Genomic DNA, 18739 nt, shown 5'->3' on the forward strand with positions numbered 1-18739 from the left:
ACATCACAAAGAATTGGCACTACTCCCGTGTCGATCCATCTTTCCCACGCTTGTATCTCTGTTTCACAGAGGACTTTCAGAATCATCGGGAAGACTGCGGCGAATGACACGAAGCAAAGCTCCCATGATCGCGGTGCTCGTCGTACTCGTTCTCGTCGCGGCGTTGCTCGGCGGGGAACTGTATTTCCGGCAGCAGATCAAGTCGTGCCTCGCCGGCCAACTGGAGTCCGAGATCGGCAGCCAGGTCGACGTCGGTCTCGGATGGAAGCCCATTCTGATCTCGCTCGTCGACAAGCAGGTTTCTTCGGTCACGCTCGATTCGAACGATGCCCGCTTCGGCCCCGCCGAGGGCATGACCGTCCACGCGGAGGTGGAGGACGTCGACCTCGCGCAGACCGCGGACAGCAACGGGACCATCGGCAGCTCCAGCGCCGACATCTCGTGGTCGACCGACGGGATCGCCCGCACCCTGCAGTCCCAGGGCATCGGTGCCCTCGTCTCCGGTGTGACGTCGGACGCCGCGGCGGGCACGCTGTCCTTCGCGGTGGGCGGCCTCGCGCAGTTGACCGTGAAGCCGACCGTCACCGGCGACCGCGTCGACGTCCAGACCGTCGACGCATCGATCCTCGGCCTCGGCATCCCGACCGACCTCGTCGACAGCATCGTCGGCGTCCTCTCCGACAGCCTCCAGCAGTACCCGCTGGACATGACGCCGACGTCGTTGACCGTCACCGACAGCGGCATCGCACTGAACCTGCAGGGCGGGCAGTACTCGATTCCCGCCGCCCAACCGGGTCAGACGGTCGAGGCTCCCGAAGGCTGCGGAATGCTCGCGTAGCGGAAACTGGCCCCTACACCCCGTCCAAGACGGCGCGCGTACCCGAGAGACCCAATCTGGTTGCGCCCGCGTCGATCATCGCCAGGGCGGCGTCCGTCGTACGGATGCCGCCGCTGGCCTTGACGCCGAGTCGTCCGCCGACGGTCTCCGCCATCAACCGCACTGCTTCGACGCTGGCGCCGCCTGCCGGATGGAAGCCGGTGGAGGTCTTGACGAAGTTGGCACCGGCTTTCTCCGCGACGCGGCAGGTTTCGACGATCGCGTCGTCGGACAGGGCTGCCGATTCGATGATCACCTTGAGCACAGCCGTCGGTCCGATGGCTTCGCGGACGGTCAGGATGTCCGACAGCACAGCGTTGTAGTCGCCGGCGACTGCGGCTCCGACGTCGATGACCATATCGATTTCCTGCGCACCTTGATCGACGGCGAGCCGCGCTTCCGCTCCCTTGACGAGCGAATGATGTTTGCCCGACGGGAATCCCGCGACTGCGGCGACGACGAGTCCGTCGGCCCTGATCGGCAGCATCGAGGGTGACACGCAGACTGCGAGGACACCGAGTTCGAGGCCCTCGGCGATGAGTGCAGTCACGTCGTCGGACGTGGCTTCGGGCTTGAGCAGGGTGTGGTCGACCATTCGGGCGAGGGCTCCGCGTGAGAGAGACATGAGACCACCCAACCACAGCCCCCGAGCGACATAAACTCATCGGTCATGAGCGTCGCAGGCACTTTCAATTCCACGAGTTCCGATTTCGACTCCGTCACCCCGCTCGTCTGGGGTCCGGCAGGCCAGTCGTTGGCGTTCGCGATCGCATTGAGGGCCGGGGACGCGGTGCTCGACGTCTGCGCGGGTACGGGCGCGTCGGCGCTCCCCGCAGCGCGGGCAGTGGGTCCGGACGGCATCGTCCACGCCATCGATCTCGCCGACGACCTCCTCGAGGTCGGGCGGGTGAAGGCCACGGCGGCCGCGCTGCGCAACATCGACTTCGTGTGCGCCGACGCCACCGAGTGGGAGACACCGAGTTCCGTTCCGGACGGCTACGACGCGTTGTCCTGCTCCTACGGCATCTTCTTTCTTCCGGACATGGACATCTCGTTCGCGCGCCTGGTTCGCTTGGTTCGACCTGGCGGTCGTGTCGGCGTCACCGTGTGGCGCAAGGGCGCGGTGGAAGCGTTCGGTAACGCGTTCTTCGACGTCGTCGCCCGCTACGCGCCGGACGTCGCGCACAACGGTCCTCGGTCGAGGAGCAACTACGACACCAACCCCATCCGACGGGTGGAGACAGCGGACTCCTTGGCCGAGTGGCTGCAGTCGGAGGGATGCAGCGACGTACAGGTTCAGGAACTGTCCAATCACGTTCCCGCCACCGAGGAGTTCGTGTGGAACTTCGTGTTGGGCAGCGGCTTTCGTGGCGCCTTGAGCAACTTCGACGAGTCCACCACACTCGCGATCCGACGAGAGTTCGGCGAGCTGCTGACCGAGCGCGGTATCGATTTCGTCGACGCCACCACACTGGTCGCAACCGGCGTCAGGACCGCCTGAGAGAATCGACGCATGAGTTCCGCTGCTGTAGCCGACGACCGTCGCTACGTTCTGTCCCTCGGGTGCCCCGACACCACCGGCATCGTTGCCAGGATTTCCTCGTTCCTCGCGGACGTCGGCGGCTGGATCGTCGAAGCCGCGTATCACGCCGACCCGGACACGGGCTGGTTCTTCACCCGCCAGGCCGTCCGGGCGTCGTCGGTGAACATGAGCATCGAGGATCTACGCGCACGATTCCAGGAAGTCGCCGACGACATCGGCCCCGAGACGGAGTGGACGCTTCAGGATTCCGGCGAGCGCAAACGCGTCGTACTTCTCGTCAGCAAGGAAGCGCACTGCCTGCACGATCTGTTGGGGCGCGCGGCGGGCGGCGAGCTACCTGCCGAGATCTCGGCCGTGATCGGTAATCACAAGTCGCTGGAACCGGTGGCGACAGCGCACGGCATCACGTTCCATCATGTCGAGTTCGCGAAGGATCCGGCCGAACGAGGCCCGGCGTTCGATCGGGTTCGCGAGCTGGTCGACTCCTATGATCCCCACGCCGTCGTTCTGGCCCGGTTCATGCAGGTGCTGCCGGAGGATCTGTGCGAGCACTGGGCCGGCCGCGCGCTGAACATCCACCACAGCTTCCTGCCGTCGTTCGTTGGCGCACGCCCTTACCACCAGGCATTCGCCCGTGGCGTGAAGCTGATCGGAGCGACCTGCCATTACGTGACGGCCGAGCTCGACGCCGGCCCGATCATCGAACAGGACGTCATTCGCGTCGACCACTCCGACGAGGTCACCGACATGGTGCGCCAGGGCCGGGACATCGAGAAGCTCGTTCTCTCCCGTGGCCTCCGATGGCATCTGGAGGACCGTGTCCTGGTCCACGGCCGTAAGACAGTCGTCTTCAGCTAGTTGCCCGCGGGCTTCACAAGTTGCGCAGGCGCGCGACTTCGGCGTTGAACTCGTCGATGGCCTCGACCGAACTCATGTGGCCGATGCCGGGAATCTCGACGAGGGCGCTGAGGTGGTCGTGGGCGTCGAGCGCTTCGGCCAGTTTGCGGGCGTGCACGGGAGGCGTGAGCCGGTCCGCGGTTCCCACGAGCACGGTCGTCGGCACGTTGAGGTTCTTCAGCGCCTCGTGAATGTCGAGGTCGGTGAGTGCAGCGCCCCAGATTCCTCGGGTTCGGGGCGCACACTCGAGCACGATCTTCTCGCAGAACGCGACCTCGGCAGGCGTCGATCCCGGCGCCATCGACACGTACTTGATGGCGTGGCGGGTGACGGACGACGGTCGTAGCGGGACCGCTGATTTGAGGACCACCCGCCCGACGGGCACGGGTACGCGCGGGAATCGCTGAGGGAGCGGGATGACCGTGGTCTCACGTACCAGGCTGTCCGTGGCGGTCGAGGCGAGCAGGACTGCGCTCACCAGGCGGTCGACCTGTTCGGGGTACCGCCCCGCCCAGGCCATGATCGACATTCCGCCCATGCTGTGGCCGACGAGCACTGCCTTGTCCGATTCATCGACAGTGGCCGCGAGAACGTCCGCGAGGTCGTCGGCGAGTACGTCGGGGCCGAGCGGCCTGGTGCCGACGTCGCTGCGGCCGTGGCCACGCTGGTCGTAGACGATGACCTTGTAGTTGTCCGCGAAGGCGTTGATCTGCGGTGTCCAGTAGTCCACCGAGCACGTCCAACCGTGGCTGAACACGATCGGCTGTGCGTCGGGGTCTCCGTAGATCCGCACGTGCAGTTGCGCGCCGTCGTCGGTGACGACGGGGACGGTCCGAGGAACGTGTGTCGGCTGGTGCAGCAGCTCGTCGGGTCGACTGTCCGCCGCGCGGACGAAACTGTTCGCGTGGCGATTTCTGCGGACGAGGGCACCGATGCCCGTAATCGCCGCGAGACCTCCGACTCCGAGAATCGTTGCCTCGACTGCCTTGCGTGTAACCACTTCAAGCCTCCCCTGTCTGCGACAGTGCCGCGCCTTCCGACGCAATGTCGCCTTCCGCGCTGTACTGCGCGACCATCTCTTCCATGGTCAACGTGATTCGGTGTTCCATTGCTTCCCGGAACAGCGCTCCGACCACGCGATGCGTGAGCGGCCGGAGGTTGTCGATCAGCGTTGCCAGTTGCCCTACGGTCAGGGCGTCGGTGTCGAACGGATCCTTGCCTTCGCCGACGAATTTGTCTGTGATCAACGACACAAACCTTGCGGCGACGTCATCGAGGTCCTTCTGCACCGCTTCGGTCTCGTCGAGGATGCGACCGACCGAGGTTCCCGCGTTGTGGAGCAGTGTCGCGGCGTCGAGCAGATCCGGCTGGTCGATGCGGTAGCCATCCGAGCTGCGGGCCAGTACGCCGAGGGCAACCCCCCGGTCGAGTTCGTCGTCGGTGATGCCTCGGGCGAACTTCCGGGTGATGTCCTCGCGGGTCAGGTGGGTCGATTCCCGTTGCTTGCGGGCGGTGTCGTCGACGTCGTCGGCGGTCAAAACGTCCTCGATGCGGAGCCCGGACTGCGCTGCGATCAGCAGTTCGCTGATGGTTGCGAAGGTGTACCCGCGGTCGAGCATCCGGCTGATCAGCTCCAGCCGGGCGAGGTGGGACTCGCTGTACCAGCCGGTTCGTCCTTCTTTCCGCGGCGGCGGAAGCAGTCCACGGTCCTGGTAGACGCGGACGTTACGAACGCTCACCCCTGCGCGACGCGCCAGATCGTCGACCCGGTACTCCATCATCCCTAGAAGATAGGCCCACGCCCCGCGGGATCGGCGAGCGAGGATCTACCAGCGCGAGCCGCCGCGCTGGATGCTGTCGACCTTCGGTCGGACGTCGACCAGGTAGACGCAGACCGCGACGATGCCGATCAGGCCGATGAAGTTGATTCCGAACGCAAAGATGACGAGCAACGCGACGACGAGGATTCCCAGCCAGACGGGCTTGGTCAACTTGTCCACCGCGGTGAAAGCGTCGGGCCGCTGCCTGACTGCGTGGAACACCGCGTAGGCGGCGCCGGCCAGCGCGATGAAGCGCAGGACGAGAAGGATCAGTCCGGTGAGGCTGTCTACGGCTGGCACAAGGCCCATACTAACCACTCGAACTGGGCAATTCGACCCCTGCACCGCTCGGTGCAGGGGTCGACAGCCGTTCGGACGCTCAGCTGGTGGTCTTCTTGGCCGGAGCCTTCTTGGCCGGTGCCTTCTTCGCTGCGGTTGCCGGCGTCGCCTTCTTGGCGGGCGCAGCCTTCTTGATCGGAGCGTTGGCGGTGCCGCGGGTCTTGGACTCGACCTTGCCTGCCACGCCGCTCACCTTCTGCGATGCGTCGGTTGCGGCTTCCTTGGCGCCTTCGCCCGCCTCGTCGATGCCCTCGGCCAGTTCCTCGGCCGAATCGGAGATGTCGTCGGCGGTGTCGCGGACCTTGTCCGACGCGATGCCTGCGAGTGCGGCAGCGCGCTCACCGACTGCACGGGTCTGCGAGGCGACGGTGCCGAGAGCCTGCTCGGTCAGGTCGACGACGTCGTTGGCGGCGGAGTTGGCACGCCCCAGGCCTTCTTCGACGGCGGGGGTGCGGCGAATCCGCTCGACGGTCTCTTCGCCGCGCTCGGCGAGCGAGGTGTAGAGATCGGACGCGACCTTCAGGTACGCCTCGGCGACCTTGCGCAGTTCTTCCGGGGTGAAGCGCTCACGCAGATCCGCGATCTCGTCGGGGAGTTCGGCGGGAAGGTTCGCCAAGCGCTCGCGAAGGGACTCGACTCCTTCGGTGACGTCCTCGGACAGGTCGGCGATCCGTGCCCGTGCCGTGTCGACGCGATCGGTGACCTCGCTGCCGCGCGTCTCGGCGCGACTGCGTACCTGCGAAACGACGTCGGCGACGGCCTGAACGACGGCATCGCCTGCGCCGACTGCGGCGTAGAGGGGGGTCTTGACGTTGTCGAAGTTCCTGGGATCAGTCATGGGAAGACTCCTGTAAGGGTGATTCGGTGTCGGTTGTCGGATCTGGTCCGGCTGCGTTCTTCTGGTCGTTCTCTCGGCGGAACGAGTCGTAGATCTCGATCAGCACGTGCTTCTGCCGTTCGGTGATCTCCGTGTCGCCGAGCAACGCGTCCCGGACTGGACCGTGTGGTCGTTCTTCCAAGAACCCGGCCCGTACGTACAAAGCTTCCGATGACACACGTAGACCCTTGGCGATCTGCGTGAGCACCTCGGCGGAGGGCTTGCGCAACCCGCGCTCGATCTGGCTGAGATACGGATTGCTCACCCCCGCCCTCGACGCGAGTTGCCGCATGGATACCTGGGCTGCCTCGCGCTGGCTACGGATGTAACTACCGATGTCCGACGCCGCGGTTGTGACGACGCTTGCGACGAGGTCGCTCGCTTCGGCCACGACGTCCGTCGCCTCGGACACCTTCGCGACTATCCCCTGGTTGTCGATCTGACTGTCGATCGGATCTTCACTGCTGGGGGTCATGGTCACCACTCGTTTCGTGTGTCTCGAACTTGTGGTCTTCGGTGTACTCGTCCGAGGCTACCCAAGGGTGCTAACTATTGCAAGCACTCTGCTAGCAGTAGTTGCCATCAGCCGAACAGCAGGTGCGACAACGTGTAGATCACCAGTCCGGCGAAGGAACCGACGACGGTGCCGTTGATACGAATGAACTGCAGATCGCGACCGACCTGTAGTTCGATCTTGCGGCTCGCCTCGTCGGCGTCCCATCGTGCGACGGTGTCGGTGATGATTGTCGTGATCTCGTCCGCGTAGTTGGACGCCACGTAGCGGGCCCCGCCGAGCAGCCATCCGTCGACCTTGGCGCGCAGTTCCTCGTCGTCGCGGATTCTCGCGCCCCAGCTCGCGACGTTCTCGCTGACCTTGCGTCGCAGGGTGCTGGACGGGTCGTCCACGGATTCGGTGATGAGCCGCTTGGCCACCTTCCACGTTGCCGCGGCGAGCCCGGTGATCTCCTCGCGGCCCATGATCTGCGCTTTGAGCGACTCCGCCTTCTCGATGGTCGCGGGGTCGTTCTGCAGATCGTGGGCGTAGTCGACGAGGAACTTGTTGGCGGCCAGGCGCAGTTCGTGCTGCGGGTTGGACCGAACCTTCCAGGTGAACTCGACGAGTTCCTTGTAGATCTTCTCGCCGAGCAGGGCGTCGACGAACTTCGGCGACCACGTCGGTGAGTCACGGGACACGACGCGCTCGATGGTCTCCTCACTGCCGAGGGCCCACTGGTGTGCGCGCTCGGCCAGCATGTCGATGAGCGGTAGCTGCCGGTTCTCCTTGATCAGCTCGTCGAGCACGCGTCCGATGGGCGGCCCCCACTGTGGATCGCCGAGACGTTTGACGATGGTGCTGTCGATGATCTGGGTGATGTCCTCGTCCTTCAGGACTTCGACGGCGCCGTGCAGAATCGTCGCGGATTCCGCGGCGACACGTTCGGCGTTCTGCGGCTCGGCGAGCCACGTTCCGAGCCGCAGCGGGATCTGCGCGGACCGTACTTTCTCCGACACGACGTCGGGCGCGAGGAAGTTGCTCCCCACGAAGGATCCGAGCGAGGATCCGAGCTGATCCTTCTTCTTCCTGATGATCGCGGTGTGCGGAATCGGAATGCCGAGCGGATGCTTGAACAACGCGGTCACCGCGAACCAGTCGGCGAGCGCACCCACCATGCCCGCCTCGGACGCCGCCCTGACGTACCCGACCCACTCCCCCGCACCGCGGGATTCCTGCCAACGGCAGATCAGGTAGACCACCGTCGCGAACGCAAGGAATCCGGTCGCGACGACCTTCATCTTGCGCAGATCACGACGCTTGGTCGCGTCGTCCATCTTCATCAGTTCCACAGCGCCATTGTGCCCGCGCACGGGCGTTGCAAACGTGAGCCGCACCATGGACGACCTCTCCCAGCCCGGACGCCTAAGCTGATCTGCATACGAAGGCGATGGGATACGGCGGGCACACGTGGCGAGAAATGCAACATCAGCGAACAACGACGACACCGAAGCAGCAGCCAAGGACGCAGGAGCCGGTAAGACGGAGGCCACCAAGACGGAGAAGCCGGACGGACGCAAGCGTCGCTGGCGCGACCACAAGATCGCGCGTCGGGAAGAGTTGGTCGACGGCACTCTCGCGGCGATCCGCCTGCGCGGGCGCGAGATCGGGATGGACGAGATCGCGTCGGAGATCGGTATCTCGAAGACCGTGCTGTACCGGTACTTCACCGACAAGGCGGACCTGACCAACGCGACGATGACGCGGTACGTCGAGACGACGCTCGCGCCGCGGATCTATTTCGCGATCTCGGAGGAACTGGACGAGTACCACCTCACCCGGGCGGTCATCGCGGCGTACGTGGAGACGGTTGCCACCGATCCCGAGGTCTACCTGTACGTGATGGCGAACAACGCGGGCAGCAACCGGGACGTCGTAGCGGAGTCGGAGCGCATGATCGCCGAACTGTTGGCGACGGTTCTCGGCGAGCGTCTACGCCAGCGCGAAATGGATTCCGGCGGTTCGGTGCCGTTCGCGTTCGCGATCGTCGGGGCCGTGCAACTCGCCACCCACTGGTGGATCTCGAACAAGTCGATGTCGATGGAGGACCTCATCGACTACCTCAGCATGATGACGTGGGGCGGAATTCACGGCGTCGCGATGGCCGACGGTTCCCCGGCGAAATTCAACGCGCAGCCGCATCCGCTCGTCACCCCGAAGGACGAGGAGGACCAGCGCTCGGTTTGAAACGCCGATTCGCCGGTCACCCTGGCACCATGAGCCCTTCGTTGACAGGACGCACGGTGGCCATTCTCGCTACCGACGGCGTCGAAGAAGTAGAACTGGTCCAACCTCGTGATGCGGTCCGATCCGCCGGTGGCACAACGACATTGATTTCGCTGACTCACGGGGACATTCAAGCGATGACCGGTGACGTCGACGCCTCCAACACGTTCGAGGTCGACGCTGTCGTCGCGGATGTGTCTCCCGAGGATTTCGACGCGTTGATTCTCCCCGGCGGGACCACCAACCCGGACAAGTTGAGAACCGATTCCGACGCAGTGGAATTCGTCCGCCGATTCGTGTCCTCGGGCAAGCCCGTCGCCGTCATCTGCCACGGTCCGTGGACCCTCGCGGAGGCCGACGTTCTCCAGGGCCGCACCTTGACGTCGTTCCCCAGTATCCGCACCGATCTGCGCAATGCGGGCGCGACCGTCGTCGACGAGGAAGTGGTGGTCGACGGAAATCTGATCTCGAGCCGTAACCCGGACGACCTCCCCGCCTTCTGCGCTGCACTGGTGGAACAGTTCTCGAAATCGGACACCGTAGGTTAGCGTTGCCTATGCGCACATCCCGCCTCGCTCTACTCGCCCCCGCGATCGCCGCGGTCGCGGCCCTCACGATGACCGCCTGCAGCAGCTCCGACTCGTCGGACACGGACGCCGAGGGTGCCACCGTCTCGACCATCTTCGGCGACGTCACCGTTCCCGAGAACCCGCAACGCGTGGTGGCCCTCGGTTGGTCCGACGCCGAGACCGCACTCGCGCTCGGAGTGCAGCCGGTGGGAGCCAGTGACTGGCTTGCAGTCGGCGGAGACGGACTCGGCCCGTGGGTGGAGGAGTCCTACGACACGCCACCTACCATCCTCGGCACGTACGAGGTGGACATCGAGTCCGTGGCCGCGCTCGACCCGGACCTCATCCTGTGGACCCGCAGCACCAACGACCAAGCCACATACGACCAGTTGTCCGAACTCGCGCCGACGGTCGGGGCACCCGCCGGCACCGAGATCGCGTACGGCACCACGTGGGACGGTCAGACCGAACTGGTCGCCGAGGCACTCGGCAAGGAAGCCGAAGGCCGGACGCTCATCGACGAGACCAACGCCGCGTTCGACGCCGCAACGTCGGCCAACCCCGAGTTCGACGGCAAGAACGTCGTCGTCGGCACGCTGTACAGCGGGCAGTTGGGTGCCTACGTCGACGGAGATACTCGCGTCGAGTTCATGAAGCGGCTCGGCTTCGTCAACAAGCCGGAGATCCAGGCCCAGGCGTCGGACGGGAAGTTCGCCATCGACCTGTCCGCCGAGAACGCAGCCCAACTCGACGCGGACCTGACCGTGATGTTCCCCATCGGCGAGACCGCCGACGCCATCGCGAACGACCCGTCGATCCAGGGTCTCCCGGTCGCCCGCGACGGGCGTCTGGTGGTTCTCGGTGACCTCGACCTCAGCAACGCCTTCTCGGCCGCCTCGGTTGCAGGTACCCGATACGCCCTCGAGAACGCTGTTCCGCTGTTCGCTGCTCCGCTGAAGGGCTGACGAACGACACTCCCGCGGCCTCGCCCCTCGACAGAAGGGCGGGGCCGCTCGTCGTTGCCCACCGAGAACGCTTTGGTTCCGCACTGCCGACCGTGGTTGGATCGACGCGTGTTCGGTTCTCGCGCTCCCCGGTTCCTGCCGGCGAAACCGACAGTGGGTCCGAAGGCCAGCGCGGCTGCGCTCGCCGTATGTGCAACCCTTGCGGCGGCGTGCAGCACCACATCCGCCCAGCCGCACGCACCCTCACCCGCACACTCGGCCGCCCAGCCGCCCGCTTATTCGACGAGCATCCCCACCGCCACGGCCGAGACCGTCGCCGCGCGCGGAACCGTCGTGTCGAGTTCCACCACGACGCCGTTCGATCCAGCTCTGTTCCCGGCCGGCACCACCGCGGCGACTGTCGTGTACAACTCCGTGTCCGGCGTGGACGGCAGCCCGACCCAGGTGAGCGGCGCAGTGTTCGTCCCCGTCGGCCCCGCCCCCGTCGGCGGGCGACCCATCGTGGCGTACGCGCACGGAACCGTCGGCATCTCCCCCGGGTGCGCCCCGTCCGAGAAGCGAGACCTCGCCGGAGACGCCGACGTGGTGTCACGCTTCCTCGAACGCGGATACGCCGTCGCATACACGGACTACCAGGGCTTGAGCAGCACCGTCGACTCGCCGCCACACCCGTATCTGGAACCTCGGACCGCAGCCTTCGACGTCATCGACTCCGTCCGCGCCGCCCGCAACCTCGACCCGCGCCTGTCGACACGATGGGTCGCCGTCGGCTGGTCCCAGGGCGGCCAAGCAGCGTGGGCTGCAAACGAATTCGACGACGTGTACGGCGACGGACTCGACCTGCGCGGCGCCGCAGTCCTGTCTCCAGCACTGGACATCTCGCCCGGAATCATCGAAGCCCAGAGCTCGGGAACATCAGGCGAAGCAGATGGCCAGCGGGCGGTGTACCCACTGATCGTCGAAGGCGCCGCCCGGGTCGACCCGTCCATCGACCCCGCCGACCACCTGCACGGTGCCCTCGCCGGCAACCTCGACCAACTCGTCGGATGCAACGCCGCGAGCAGCGAAGCACAAGCCGCCGCAGCCGCCGACGTCCAGCCAGGTGACACCACCGCATCGACTCCGGCAGCCGCCGAACAACTGACGCGCCGCATGCAGGAGTACTCGCTGCCCCGCGCAGCATCACCCGCACCGATTCTCGCCGTCTACGGCTCCGAGGACACCGTGGTGAAACCCGCCTGGACCGAATCCGCGCTCGGGCGAGCCTGCAGCCTCGGCGACACCCTGCTGGCCGTCCGCCTCGAAGGCCAAGGTCACGACGTCGACCCCGGCACCCTCGTCGAAACCTGGGTCGACGACCGCTTCACCGGCGGCCCCGCGCCCAGCAACTGCTGAGCCGTCACATACTCCCGTGCGGGCTTGTCACATTCTTCCCGGAGGGCTTGTCACATTCTCCCGGGCGGGCTTGTCACATTCTTCCCGGAGGGCTTGTCACATTCTTCCCGGAGGGCTTGTCACATTCTTCCCGGAGGGAAGCCACCTTCGGCGACGGGGCCCCAGGATTCGATCGTGATGCGTATCAACGACTTTCCCTGCTTCACCATTGCCTCGCGGTACTCGTCCCAATCGGAATGCTCCCCGGCGATGCTGCGAAAGTACTCGACGAGCGGTTCGACGGCGTCCGGTACGTCGAGGATTTCAGCGGTTCCGTCGATCTGGACGTAGGCGTCGTTCCATTCGTCGGAATGAACGCAGACGGTGACGGCGGAGTTCCGCCGGATGTTGGCCACCTTGGCGCGTTCGGGGTACGACGCGATGACGATGCGGCCCTCGGAGTCGACGCCGGATGTCACCGGCGAAACCTGCAGGCCACCATCACGTTTGTGCGTGATGAGCGTGGAATGATGACGTGGGCGGACGAAGTCGAGCAGTTGTTCACGTGCGACGGATTCAGCAGTTGCCAGTTTCGGAGCCATGCCTCCAGGTTAGCCGCGCCGCGCGACGCCATCTCGGTTCTCGGCGGGTGGGGTCCCCGCTGCTACTAGGGTCCAATCATGGCAAAGCATTCGAAGAAGAGCGGCAACCTGTGGTCGACACCTGCGGCCGACATCCTCCGTGCGACCGACGAGACATCCGTCGCGGACCTGGACTGCTCACTGACTCCGGGTTTCGAGGGCAGCAAGACCGACGGGCAGGCGCTGCTCGCAGAGCGCGGCGAGGTGCTGTCGGCGTTGCAGGAGAAGCTGTACGCCAACGGCCGGACCGGCGACCTGCGCTCGATCCTGCTGGTACTTCAGGGCATGGACACCGCAGGCAAGGGCGGCATGGTGCGACATGTCATCGGAATGGTCGACCCGCAGGGCGTCGACCTGGCGTCGTTCGGAGTTCCGACGCAGGAGGAGAAGCAGCATCACTACCTGTGGCGCATCCGAAACGCCCTGCCGCGCGGTGGACGGATCGGGGTCTTCGACCGCTCGCACTACGAAGATGTGCTGGTCGTCGCCGTCCACGACCTTGTTCCGCGTCAGGTCTGGGAACCGCGGTTCGACGAGATCAACGCGTTCGAGAAGGAGTTGGTCGACGGCGGCACGCACATCGTGAAGGTTGCGTTGTTCGTTTCTCCGGAAGAGCAGCGAACCAGGTTGCAGGAGAGGTTGGATCGGCCGGACAAGCACTGGAAGTACAACCCGGGCGACGTCACCGAGCGCGGCTTTCTGCCGCAGTACCGCACCGCGTATCAGCGGGTCATCGACAGGACCAACACGGACTACGCGCCGTGGCACGTCATTCAGGCCGATCGGAAATGGTACGCACGCTTGGCGGTGACCGAGCTGCTGATCGATGCACTGCAGAAGCTCGACCTCGAGTGGCCCGAAGCCGATTTCGACGTCGAGGTGGAGAAGCAGCGTCTCGCGGACAGCTAGCGACGGACCTCTACGACGAGGTCAGGAGTCCGACGAGGTCAGGCGTCCGACCAGGTCAGGAGTCGGGGTGCCCTGTTCCGCCGACGAGACCCATCGCCGACGCCATCGCGACGACGCACACGCAACCGGCGATGACGGCGACGGTGCCGAGACCGTTGAAGGCCGACAGTGCGAACAGGACGAGCGCGAGCACACCGACAGTGACCAGTGCATACCGCGCGGCGCCGGGATGGGCGCCGACCAGTGCGTGGCCGGCTGAGCTGTGCCCGGCTGCGGCCATCTTGCCGTGACGGCTGGAGGAAGTCTTCATGAAAGTGTCCTTTCCTTGCGGAGAACATCTTCCGACCCGACTTCGACGTTACGCCTGTGGGCGGCAGGTAGCGCCCATCGCTACCTGCCGCCCACAGGAGTGGATCAGAAGGTGTTGGCGTCGATGACGAAGCGGTATCGAACGTCGCTCTTCAGGACGCGCTCGTAGGCTTCGTTGATCTTGTCGGCCGGGATGGTCTCGATTTCGGCACCGATGTGGTGTTCGGCGCAGAAGTCGAGCATTTCCTGGGTCTGCGCGATGCCACCGACCATCGAGCCTGCGAGGCTGCGACGGTTCGCAGCGAGCGTGAATCCGCGAACCTTGATGGGCTCCGACGGCAGTCCGAGGATGACGAGCGAGCCGTTGATCGCGAGCAGCGACATGTGCTTGTCCATGTCGATCTCGGCGGAGACGGTGTTGATGATCAGGTCGAACTCGCCAAGCAGCTTCTTGAACGTCTCCTTGTCGGAGGTCGCGTAGTAGTGGTCGGCTCCGAGGCGCTTGCCGTCCTCTTCCTTGCTCAGGGTCTGGCTCAGCACGGTGACCTCGGCTCCGAGGGCGTGGGCGATCTTGACGCCGACGTGGCCCAGTCCGCCCATTCCGATGATGGCGACCTTCTTGCCCGGGCCTGCACCCCAGTGCTTGAGCGGCGAGTACAGCGTGATGCCCGCACACAGCAGCGGTGCGGCGACATCGAGTTCGATGCCCTCGGGGATGGACAGCACGAAGCCCTCGGTCACGACGATGTGCGTCGAGTAACCGCCCTGGGTGATCGACCCGTCGGCCTGCTTGGAGTTGTAGGTCTGGGTGACGCCCTTGAAGCAGTACTGCTCCTCGCCTGCCAGGCAGGCGTCGCACTCGCCGCACGAGTCGACGAAACAGCCGACGCCGACGCGGTCGCCGACCTTGTGCTTGGTGACGCCGGAGCCGACCTCGGCAACGATGCCTGCGATTTCGTGTCCCGGGACGACCGGGTAGGTGGTGCCGCCCCACTCGTTGCGGGCGGTGTGGATGTCGGAGTGGCAGATGCCGGCGAACTTGACCTCGATGAGGACGTCCTTGGGTCCGAGCTCGCGGCGGTCGATCGTCACCTTCTCGAGGGGTGCGTCGGGGGCTGTCGCTGTGTACGCGGTAGCTGAAGTCATAACTACATTGCTACCTACGCATCGGTAGCTTGGCAAACAGCCTTGGCGCGTTCGAGCAGGTGAAGGCGCCGCGAGCAGGGAATTCCCGATCGGCGTGAGGCGTTCGCTACATTCTCGGCGTCAGCTGTTGCGAGCGATGTTGTATCCGAGCCAGCCGACGTAGGCACCGAGGCCGAGCAGGCCGATCTTGCGTGTCTTCGGGTACGCGATGGCGGCTCCGACGACCAGTTCGGTTGCACCGTTGCGCGTGATCCAGTCGCGGGTGTCCTTCGGGAACGGCAGTTTGGTGATGGGCTCGAATGCCTCGGGAACCACGAAGTGCGCTGCGCCCGTCGCGGCCAGTCCGATACCGAACGCCTTCGGCAACACTCCACCGGACTTCTTCGACTTGCTCATCGCTCTCCCCTGACGTCGTCTGGCGCGCCGTGTGCGCACCACCAAGTTACTGCGGTCGGGAGTGGAAATGTGTCCGACACCTACATTTTCACTCACGAAGGCTCTTTCACTACCCGGCCGTTCTCGTACCGATAGAACCCTGCGCCTGTGCGTTTGCCGGTCGAACCCGATTCGACCATCCGAAGAAGCAACGGCGGGGCGGCGAAGAGTGGTTCGCCGAACTCGGCGTACATGGAATCGGCGATGGACTTGACCGTGTCGAGTCCGATCAGATCCGCGAGCGCAAGCGGCCCCATCGGATGCGCGAGACCGAGCACCGTCGCCTTGTCGATGTCTTCCTTGGAGGCAAATCCGGACTCGACCATCCGAACCGCGGAGAGCAGGTAAGGAATGAGAAGTGCATTGACCACGAACCCGGATCTGTCCGCCGAGCGGACGACCTGCTTGCCGAGTACGTCGCCGGCGAACTTCTCGGCGCGTTCGGCCACTGCGTCACTGGTTTTCACGGTGGTGACCAGCTCGACGAGAGGCAGAACCGGCACCGGATTGAAGAAGTGCAGCCCGACGACTCGGTCGGGCGAGGCCGTCGCGACACCGAGTTTCATGATCGGGATCGACGACGTGTTCGACGCGAGGACCGCGCCGGGGTCCGTCACCACTGCGTCCAGACGGGCGAAGATGTCGGACTTGATGTCCTCGTCCTCGGTGACGGCTTCCACGACGAGCTCTCGATCCGCGAAGTCGTCGAGATCGGTCGTGAAGCGTAGTGCGCACGCTGCTTGTTCGCGTTCGCGTTCGGTGATCTTGCCGCTGCTGACGCCACGGTCCAACGATCGCAGGACGCGCGTGCGTCCTGCGGTCGTCAGCTCGCGAGTGTGCTCGTAGACCAGAACGTCGAGGTGTGCCCGGGCGCAGACTTCTGCAATCCCGGCCCCCATCTGGCCGGCGCCGACAATCCCCACCCTCTCGACCGGCACGGCGGACTCCTTCGATGCGTACACGACAACAGCTGTAAGCGAGGTGGGGTAACTCCGGCCGGGTACCCCCAGAACCCGGGCGATACAGATCAGGCGGCCCGCAGCGAAACGCTGGGGCCGCCTGACTGATGTGCTGTGTATCCGGGGAGGCGGGCTAGCTCAGTGGAACTGGCCCTCTTCGGTGGATCCCTTCAGCGCTGCGGTCGAGGTGTTGGGGTCGACCGTGGTGGCGATGGAGTCGAAGTAGCCTGCGCCGACCTCACGCTGGTGCTTGATGGCGGTGAAGCCACGCTCTGCTGCAGCCTTGAACTCGCGCTCCTGCAGGTCGACGAACGCGGTCATGCCTTCGCGGGCGTAGCCGTGTGCCAGGTCGAACATGCCGTAGTTGAGCGAGTGGAAGCCCGCGAGGGTGATGAACTGGAACTTGAAGCCCATCGCTCCGAGCTCACGCTGGAACTTCGCGATGGTCGCGTCGTCCAGGTGCTGCTTCCAGTTGAAGGACGGCGAGCAGTTGTACGCCAGGAGCTGGTCCGGGAACTCGGAGCGAACCGACTCGGCGAAGTGCTTGGCGACCTCGAGGTCCGGCACGCCGGTCTCCATCCAGATGAGGTCTGCGTACGGCGCGTATGCCTTGGCACGCGCGATGCAGGGCTCGACACCGTTCTTGATGCCGTAGAAGCCTTCTGCCGTGCGGGTGCCGTCGAGGAACGGCTGATCGCGCTCGTCCACGTCGGACGTCAGAAGCGTTGCGGCCTCGGCGTCGGTGCGGGCGATGACGACGGTCGGAACGTCCGCGACGTCGGCGGCGAGGCGAGCCGAGGTCAGGGTGCGGATGTGCTGCTGGGTGGGGATGAGCACCTTGCCACCGAGGTGGCCGCACTTCTTCTCCGAGGCGAGCTGGTCTTCCCAGTGCGATCCGGCGACGCCGGCCGCGATCATGGCCTTCTGCAGCTCGTAGACGTTGAGGGCACCACCGAAGCCGGCTTCACCGTCGGCGACGATCGGAGCGAGCCAGTTGTCGACGGTCGTGTCACCCTCGACGCGGGCGATCTCGTCGGCGCGCAGCAGTGCGTTGTTGATGCGACGAACGACCTGCGGCACCGAGTTGGCCGGGTACAGGCTCTGGTCGGGGTAGGTGTGTCCGGACAGGTTGGCGTCGCCTGCGACCTGCCAGCCGGAGAGGTAGATGGCCTTGAGGCCTGCGCGGACCTGCTGAACGGCCTGGTTACCGGTCAGTGCGCCGAGCGAGTTGATGTAGTCCTCGTTGTTGACGAGGTCCCAAAGAATTTCGGAGCCGCGGCGAGCAAGGGTTGCTTCCTCGACGACGGAGCCTTGCAGCTTGGAAACCTGCTCGGCGGTGTAGTTGCGCGTCACGCCCTTCCAGCGAGGGTTGGTGTCCCAATCCTTCTGGATTTCTTCTGTAGTTTTCGGGGTGCCGGTGGTCGACATCTCAGCTCCAGTCTCTATCGGATGTGCGATACGGCCGACTCGGTGCTCGAATTCTTCACATCGTTGCCAGGCCGTGCGGGTGTTCTTCCAAAGAGTGGCACACCCAAAAAGGGCCGTCCACCTGTTACAAGTGCCAATCTTGGTTAGGTTTCAATCAAGCCTTGCTAACTTTGCGAAGATCGCCGTCGGATCACACCCGCCCGATTGGACGGCTTTGCTACTCGCCGGTAGGACGAAAGCGCAGTTCATGAACGCAATTTACGAAAACCGTCCGGCCGTTCCAACCGGACAAACGTACTGTTTTCATGAAACCGTCTGAATCGAGCCAGAAGGCAGGCACTGTGACCAGTATCACATACTGCAATCGGAGCCTCGTACGACGAAAGCAGCCTCGGCACAGTGCCGAGGCTGCTTCCGGTGAGAGAGGGACGTGTCAGCTGCGCACCCGCACGCGTTCGGGCGACGACGCCACGAGCACACTCGGCCGAATGTCGCTACGACCGGTGGCCACGCCGAGAACGCCCATGACCGCGATGACGACGCCCCCGACGAGCGCGAACAGGTCTGCTGTCACGAGGCCTGCAGGGAACGCCAAAACCACGGGCGACAGGGCGAGAGCCGCGCCGAGCACGACGTGCGCCCAGTGACTCGACCTCGAGGCCGCGGACATCGCCCACAGCGCGGTGCCTGCGGCGAGCAGACCGAGAATCAGAATGGCCCCGGACACGCCGGTGTCACCGTCGACCGGAAGCCAGATGGTCGACGCCACCAGAACGGTGCCTGCTACGAGTACGACGGCGTCGCGGACGAGTTCACGAAGATTGTCGGACATGATGGGCCTCCCTCTTAATTACTTATGCGAACCAACACCT

The 18739-nt window shown here is 65.0% G+C and carries 22 protein-coding genes; 8 read left to right on the forward strand and 14 right to left on the reverse strand.

Going from position 1 to position 18739, the window contains the following annotated elements:
- Positions 1-103 precede the first annotated feature (103 nt).
- Complete coding sequence (locus BH95_RS14365; protein WP_026348048.1) at positions 104-838, forward strand: LmeA family phospholipid-binding protein; 735 nt, start codon at positions 104-106, stop codon at positions 836-838.
- Between the two features lie 13 nt (positions 839-851).
- On the opposite strand, the gene deoC is transcribed toward BH95_RS14365, so the two are convergent.
- Complete coding sequence (deoC, locus tag BH95_RS14370; protein ID WP_033188661.1) at positions 852-1502, reverse strand: deoxyribose-phosphate aldolase; 651 nt, start codon at positions 1500-1502, stop codon at positions 852-854.
- 45 nt (positions 1503-1547) lie between these two features.
- Between deoC and BH95_RS14375 the strand changes: the two genes are divergently transcribed.
- Together BH95_RS14375 and purU are read left to right on the forward strand one after the other, a co-directional pair.
- The gene (locus tag BH95_RS14375; RefSeq protein ID WP_037182811.1) at positions 1548-2378 is read left to right on the forward strand and encodes a class I SAM-dependent methyltransferase; all 831 of its coding nucleotides are present in this window, start codon (positions 1548-1550) and stop codon (positions 2376-2378) included.
- A gap of 12 nt (positions 2379-2390) precedes the next feature.
- Entirely contained in the window at positions 2391-3278 is an 888-nt protein-coding gene (gene purU / locus BH95_RS14380) for a formyltetrahydrofolate deformylase (RefSeq protein WP_020112545.1), read from the forward strand.
- 13 nt (positions 3279-3291) lie between these two features.
- On the opposite strand, the gene BH95_RS14385 is transcribed toward purU, so the two are convergent.
- The 6 genes from BH95_RS14385 to BH95_RS14410 all read right to left on the reverse strand — a co-directional run bounded on the left by BH95_RS14385 (position 3292) and on the right by BH95_RS14410 (position 8189).
- A complete protein-coding gene (locus tag BH95_RS14385) occupies positions 3292-4317 on the reverse strand; it encodes an alpha/beta fold hydrolase (RefSeq protein WP_037182814.1) in 1026 nt (341 codons plus the stop codon).
- 1 nt (position 4318) lies between these two features.
- Positions 4319-5098: a MerR family transcriptional regulator gene (locus BH95_RS14390; RefSeq protein WP_037182815.1), complete on the reverse strand. Its 780-nt coding sequence runs from the start codon at positions 5096-5098 to the stop codon at positions 4319-4321.
- 45 nt (positions 5099-5143) lie between these two features.
- Entirely contained in the window at positions 5144-5446 is a 303-nt protein-coding gene (locus BH95_RS14395) for a DUF2516 family protein (RefSeq protein ID WP_019666552.1), read from the reverse strand.
- 70 nt (positions 5447-5516) lie between these two features.
- Positions 5517-6314 carry a hypothetical protein gene (locus BH95_RS14400; protein ID WP_019666553.1) on the reverse strand — a complete coding sequence of 266 codons (798 nt, stop codon included), beginning with the start codon at positions 6312-6314 and terminating at the stop codon, positions 5517-5519.
- Positions 6307-6828 (reverse strand): helix-turn-helix domain-containing protein, encoded by a 522-nt coding sequence (locus BH95_RS14405; protein ID WP_371828083.1) that lies wholly within the window; start codon positions 6826-6828, stop codon positions 6307-6309. The genes BH95_RS14400 and BH95_RS14405 overlap by 8 nt, the downstream gene beginning before the upstream one ends.
- Before the next feature lie 107 nt (positions 6829-6935).
- Positions 6936-8189 carry a DUF445 domain-containing protein gene (locus tag BH95_RS14410; RefSeq protein WP_170947547.1) on the reverse strand — a complete coding sequence of 418 codons (1254 nt, stop codon included), beginning with the start codon at positions 8187-8189 and terminating at the stop codon, positions 6936-6938.
- Between the two features lie 127 nt (positions 8190-8316).
- On the opposite strand from BH95_RS14410, the gene BH95_RS14415 reads away from it, so the two are divergent.
- The 4 genes from BH95_RS14415 (at position 8317) to BH95_RS14430 (ending at position 12061) form a co-directional block, all read left to right on the forward strand.
- Complete coding sequence (locus BH95_RS14415; RefSeq protein WP_020112548.1) at positions 8317-9093, forward strand: TetR/AcrR family transcriptional regulator; 777 nt, start codon at positions 8317-8319, stop codon at positions 9091-9093.
- A gap of 29 nt (positions 9094-9122) precedes the next feature.
- Positions 9123-9680, forward strand: coding sequence for a type 1 glutamine amidotransferase domain-containing protein (locus tag BH95_RS14420; RefSeq protein ID WP_026348051.1), 558 nt, complete (start codon positions 9123-9125; stop codon positions 9678-9680).
- An 8-nt stretch (positions 9681-9688) separates the two neighbouring features.
- Positions 9689-10666: an iron-siderophore ABC transporter substrate-binding protein gene (locus tag BH95_RS14425; RefSeq protein ID WP_019666558.1), complete on the forward strand. Its 978-nt coding sequence runs from the start codon at positions 9689-9691 to the stop codon at positions 10664-10666.
- Positions 10667-10774: 108 nt separating this feature from the next.
- Positions 10775-12061 carry a lipase family protein gene (locus BH95_RS14430; protein ID WP_037182818.1) on the forward strand — a complete coding sequence of 429 codons (1287 nt, stop codon included), beginning with the start codon at positions 10775-10777 and terminating at the stop codon, positions 12059-12061.
- A 119-nt stretch (positions 12062-12180) separates the two neighbouring features.
- Here BH95_RS14430 and BH95_RS14435 read toward each other — a convergent pair whose 3' ends face one another.
- The gene (locus BH95_RS14435; RefSeq protein WP_019666560.1) at positions 12181-12642 is read right to left on the reverse strand and encodes a PPOX class F420-dependent oxidoreductase; all 462 of its coding nucleotides are present in this window, start codon (positions 12640-12642) and stop codon (positions 12181-12183) included.
- Positions 12643-12720: 78 nt separating this feature from the next.
- Here BH95_RS14435 and BH95_RS14440 point away from each other — a divergent pair, with 78 nt between their 5' ends.
- Positions 12721-13590 (forward strand): polyphosphate kinase 2 family protein, encoded by an 870-nt coding sequence (locus BH95_RS14440; protein WP_019666561.1) that lies wholly within the window; start codon positions 12721-12723, stop codon positions 13588-13590.
- Positions 13591-13645: 55 nt separating this feature from the next.
- Here the strand turns inward: BH95_RS14440 and BH95_RS14445 are convergent, their stop codons facing one another.
- The 6 genes from BH95_RS14445 to BH95_RS14470 all read right to left on the reverse strand — a co-directional run bounded on the left by BH95_RS14445 (position 13646) and on the right by BH95_RS14470 (position 18699).
- Positions 13646-13900 carry a hypothetical protein gene (locus tag BH95_RS14445; protein ID WP_019666562.1) on the reverse strand — a complete coding sequence of 85 codons (255 nt, stop codon included), beginning with the start codon at positions 13898-13900 and terminating at the stop codon, positions 13646-13648.
- A 104-nt stretch (positions 13901-14004) separates the two neighbouring features.
- Positions 14005-15045 (reverse strand): NAD(P)-dependent alcohol dehydrogenase, encoded by a 1041-nt coding sequence (locus BH95_RS14450; protein WP_037182820.1) that lies wholly within the window; start codon positions 15043-15045, stop codon positions 14005-14007.
- 120 nt (positions 15046-15165) lie between these two features.
- Positions 15166-15441 (reverse strand): hypothetical protein, encoded by a 276-nt coding sequence (locus BH95_RS14455; RefSeq protein ID WP_020112552.1) that lies wholly within the window; start codon positions 15439-15441, stop codon positions 15166-15168.
- A gap of 92 nt (positions 15442-15533) precedes the next feature.
- Positions 15534-16418 (reverse strand): 3-hydroxybutyryl-CoA dehydrogenase, encoded by an 885-nt coding sequence (locus BH95_RS14460; RefSeq protein ID WP_019666565.1) that lies wholly within the window; start codon positions 16416-16418, stop codon positions 15534-15536.
- A gap of 159 nt (positions 16419-16577) precedes the next feature.
- Complete coding sequence (aceA, locus tag BH95_RS14465; RefSeq protein WP_019666566.1) at positions 16578-17867, reverse strand: isocitrate lyase; 1290 nt, start codon at positions 17865-17867, stop codon at positions 16578-16580.
- Positions 17868-18300: 433 nt separating this feature from the next.
- Positions 18301-18699: an SPW repeat domain-containing protein gene (locus BH95_RS14470; RefSeq protein ID WP_037182823.1), complete on the reverse strand. Its 399-nt coding sequence runs from the start codon at positions 18697-18699 to the stop codon at positions 18301-18303.
- Between the last annotated feature and the right edge of the window lie 40 nt (positions 18700-18739).

It is taken from the genome of Rhodococcoides fascians A44A (assembly GCF_000760735.1).
Taxonomy (GTDB): Bacteria; Actinomycetota; Actinomycetes; order Mycobacteriales; family Mycobacteriaceae; genus Rhodococcoides; species Rhodococcoides fascians_E.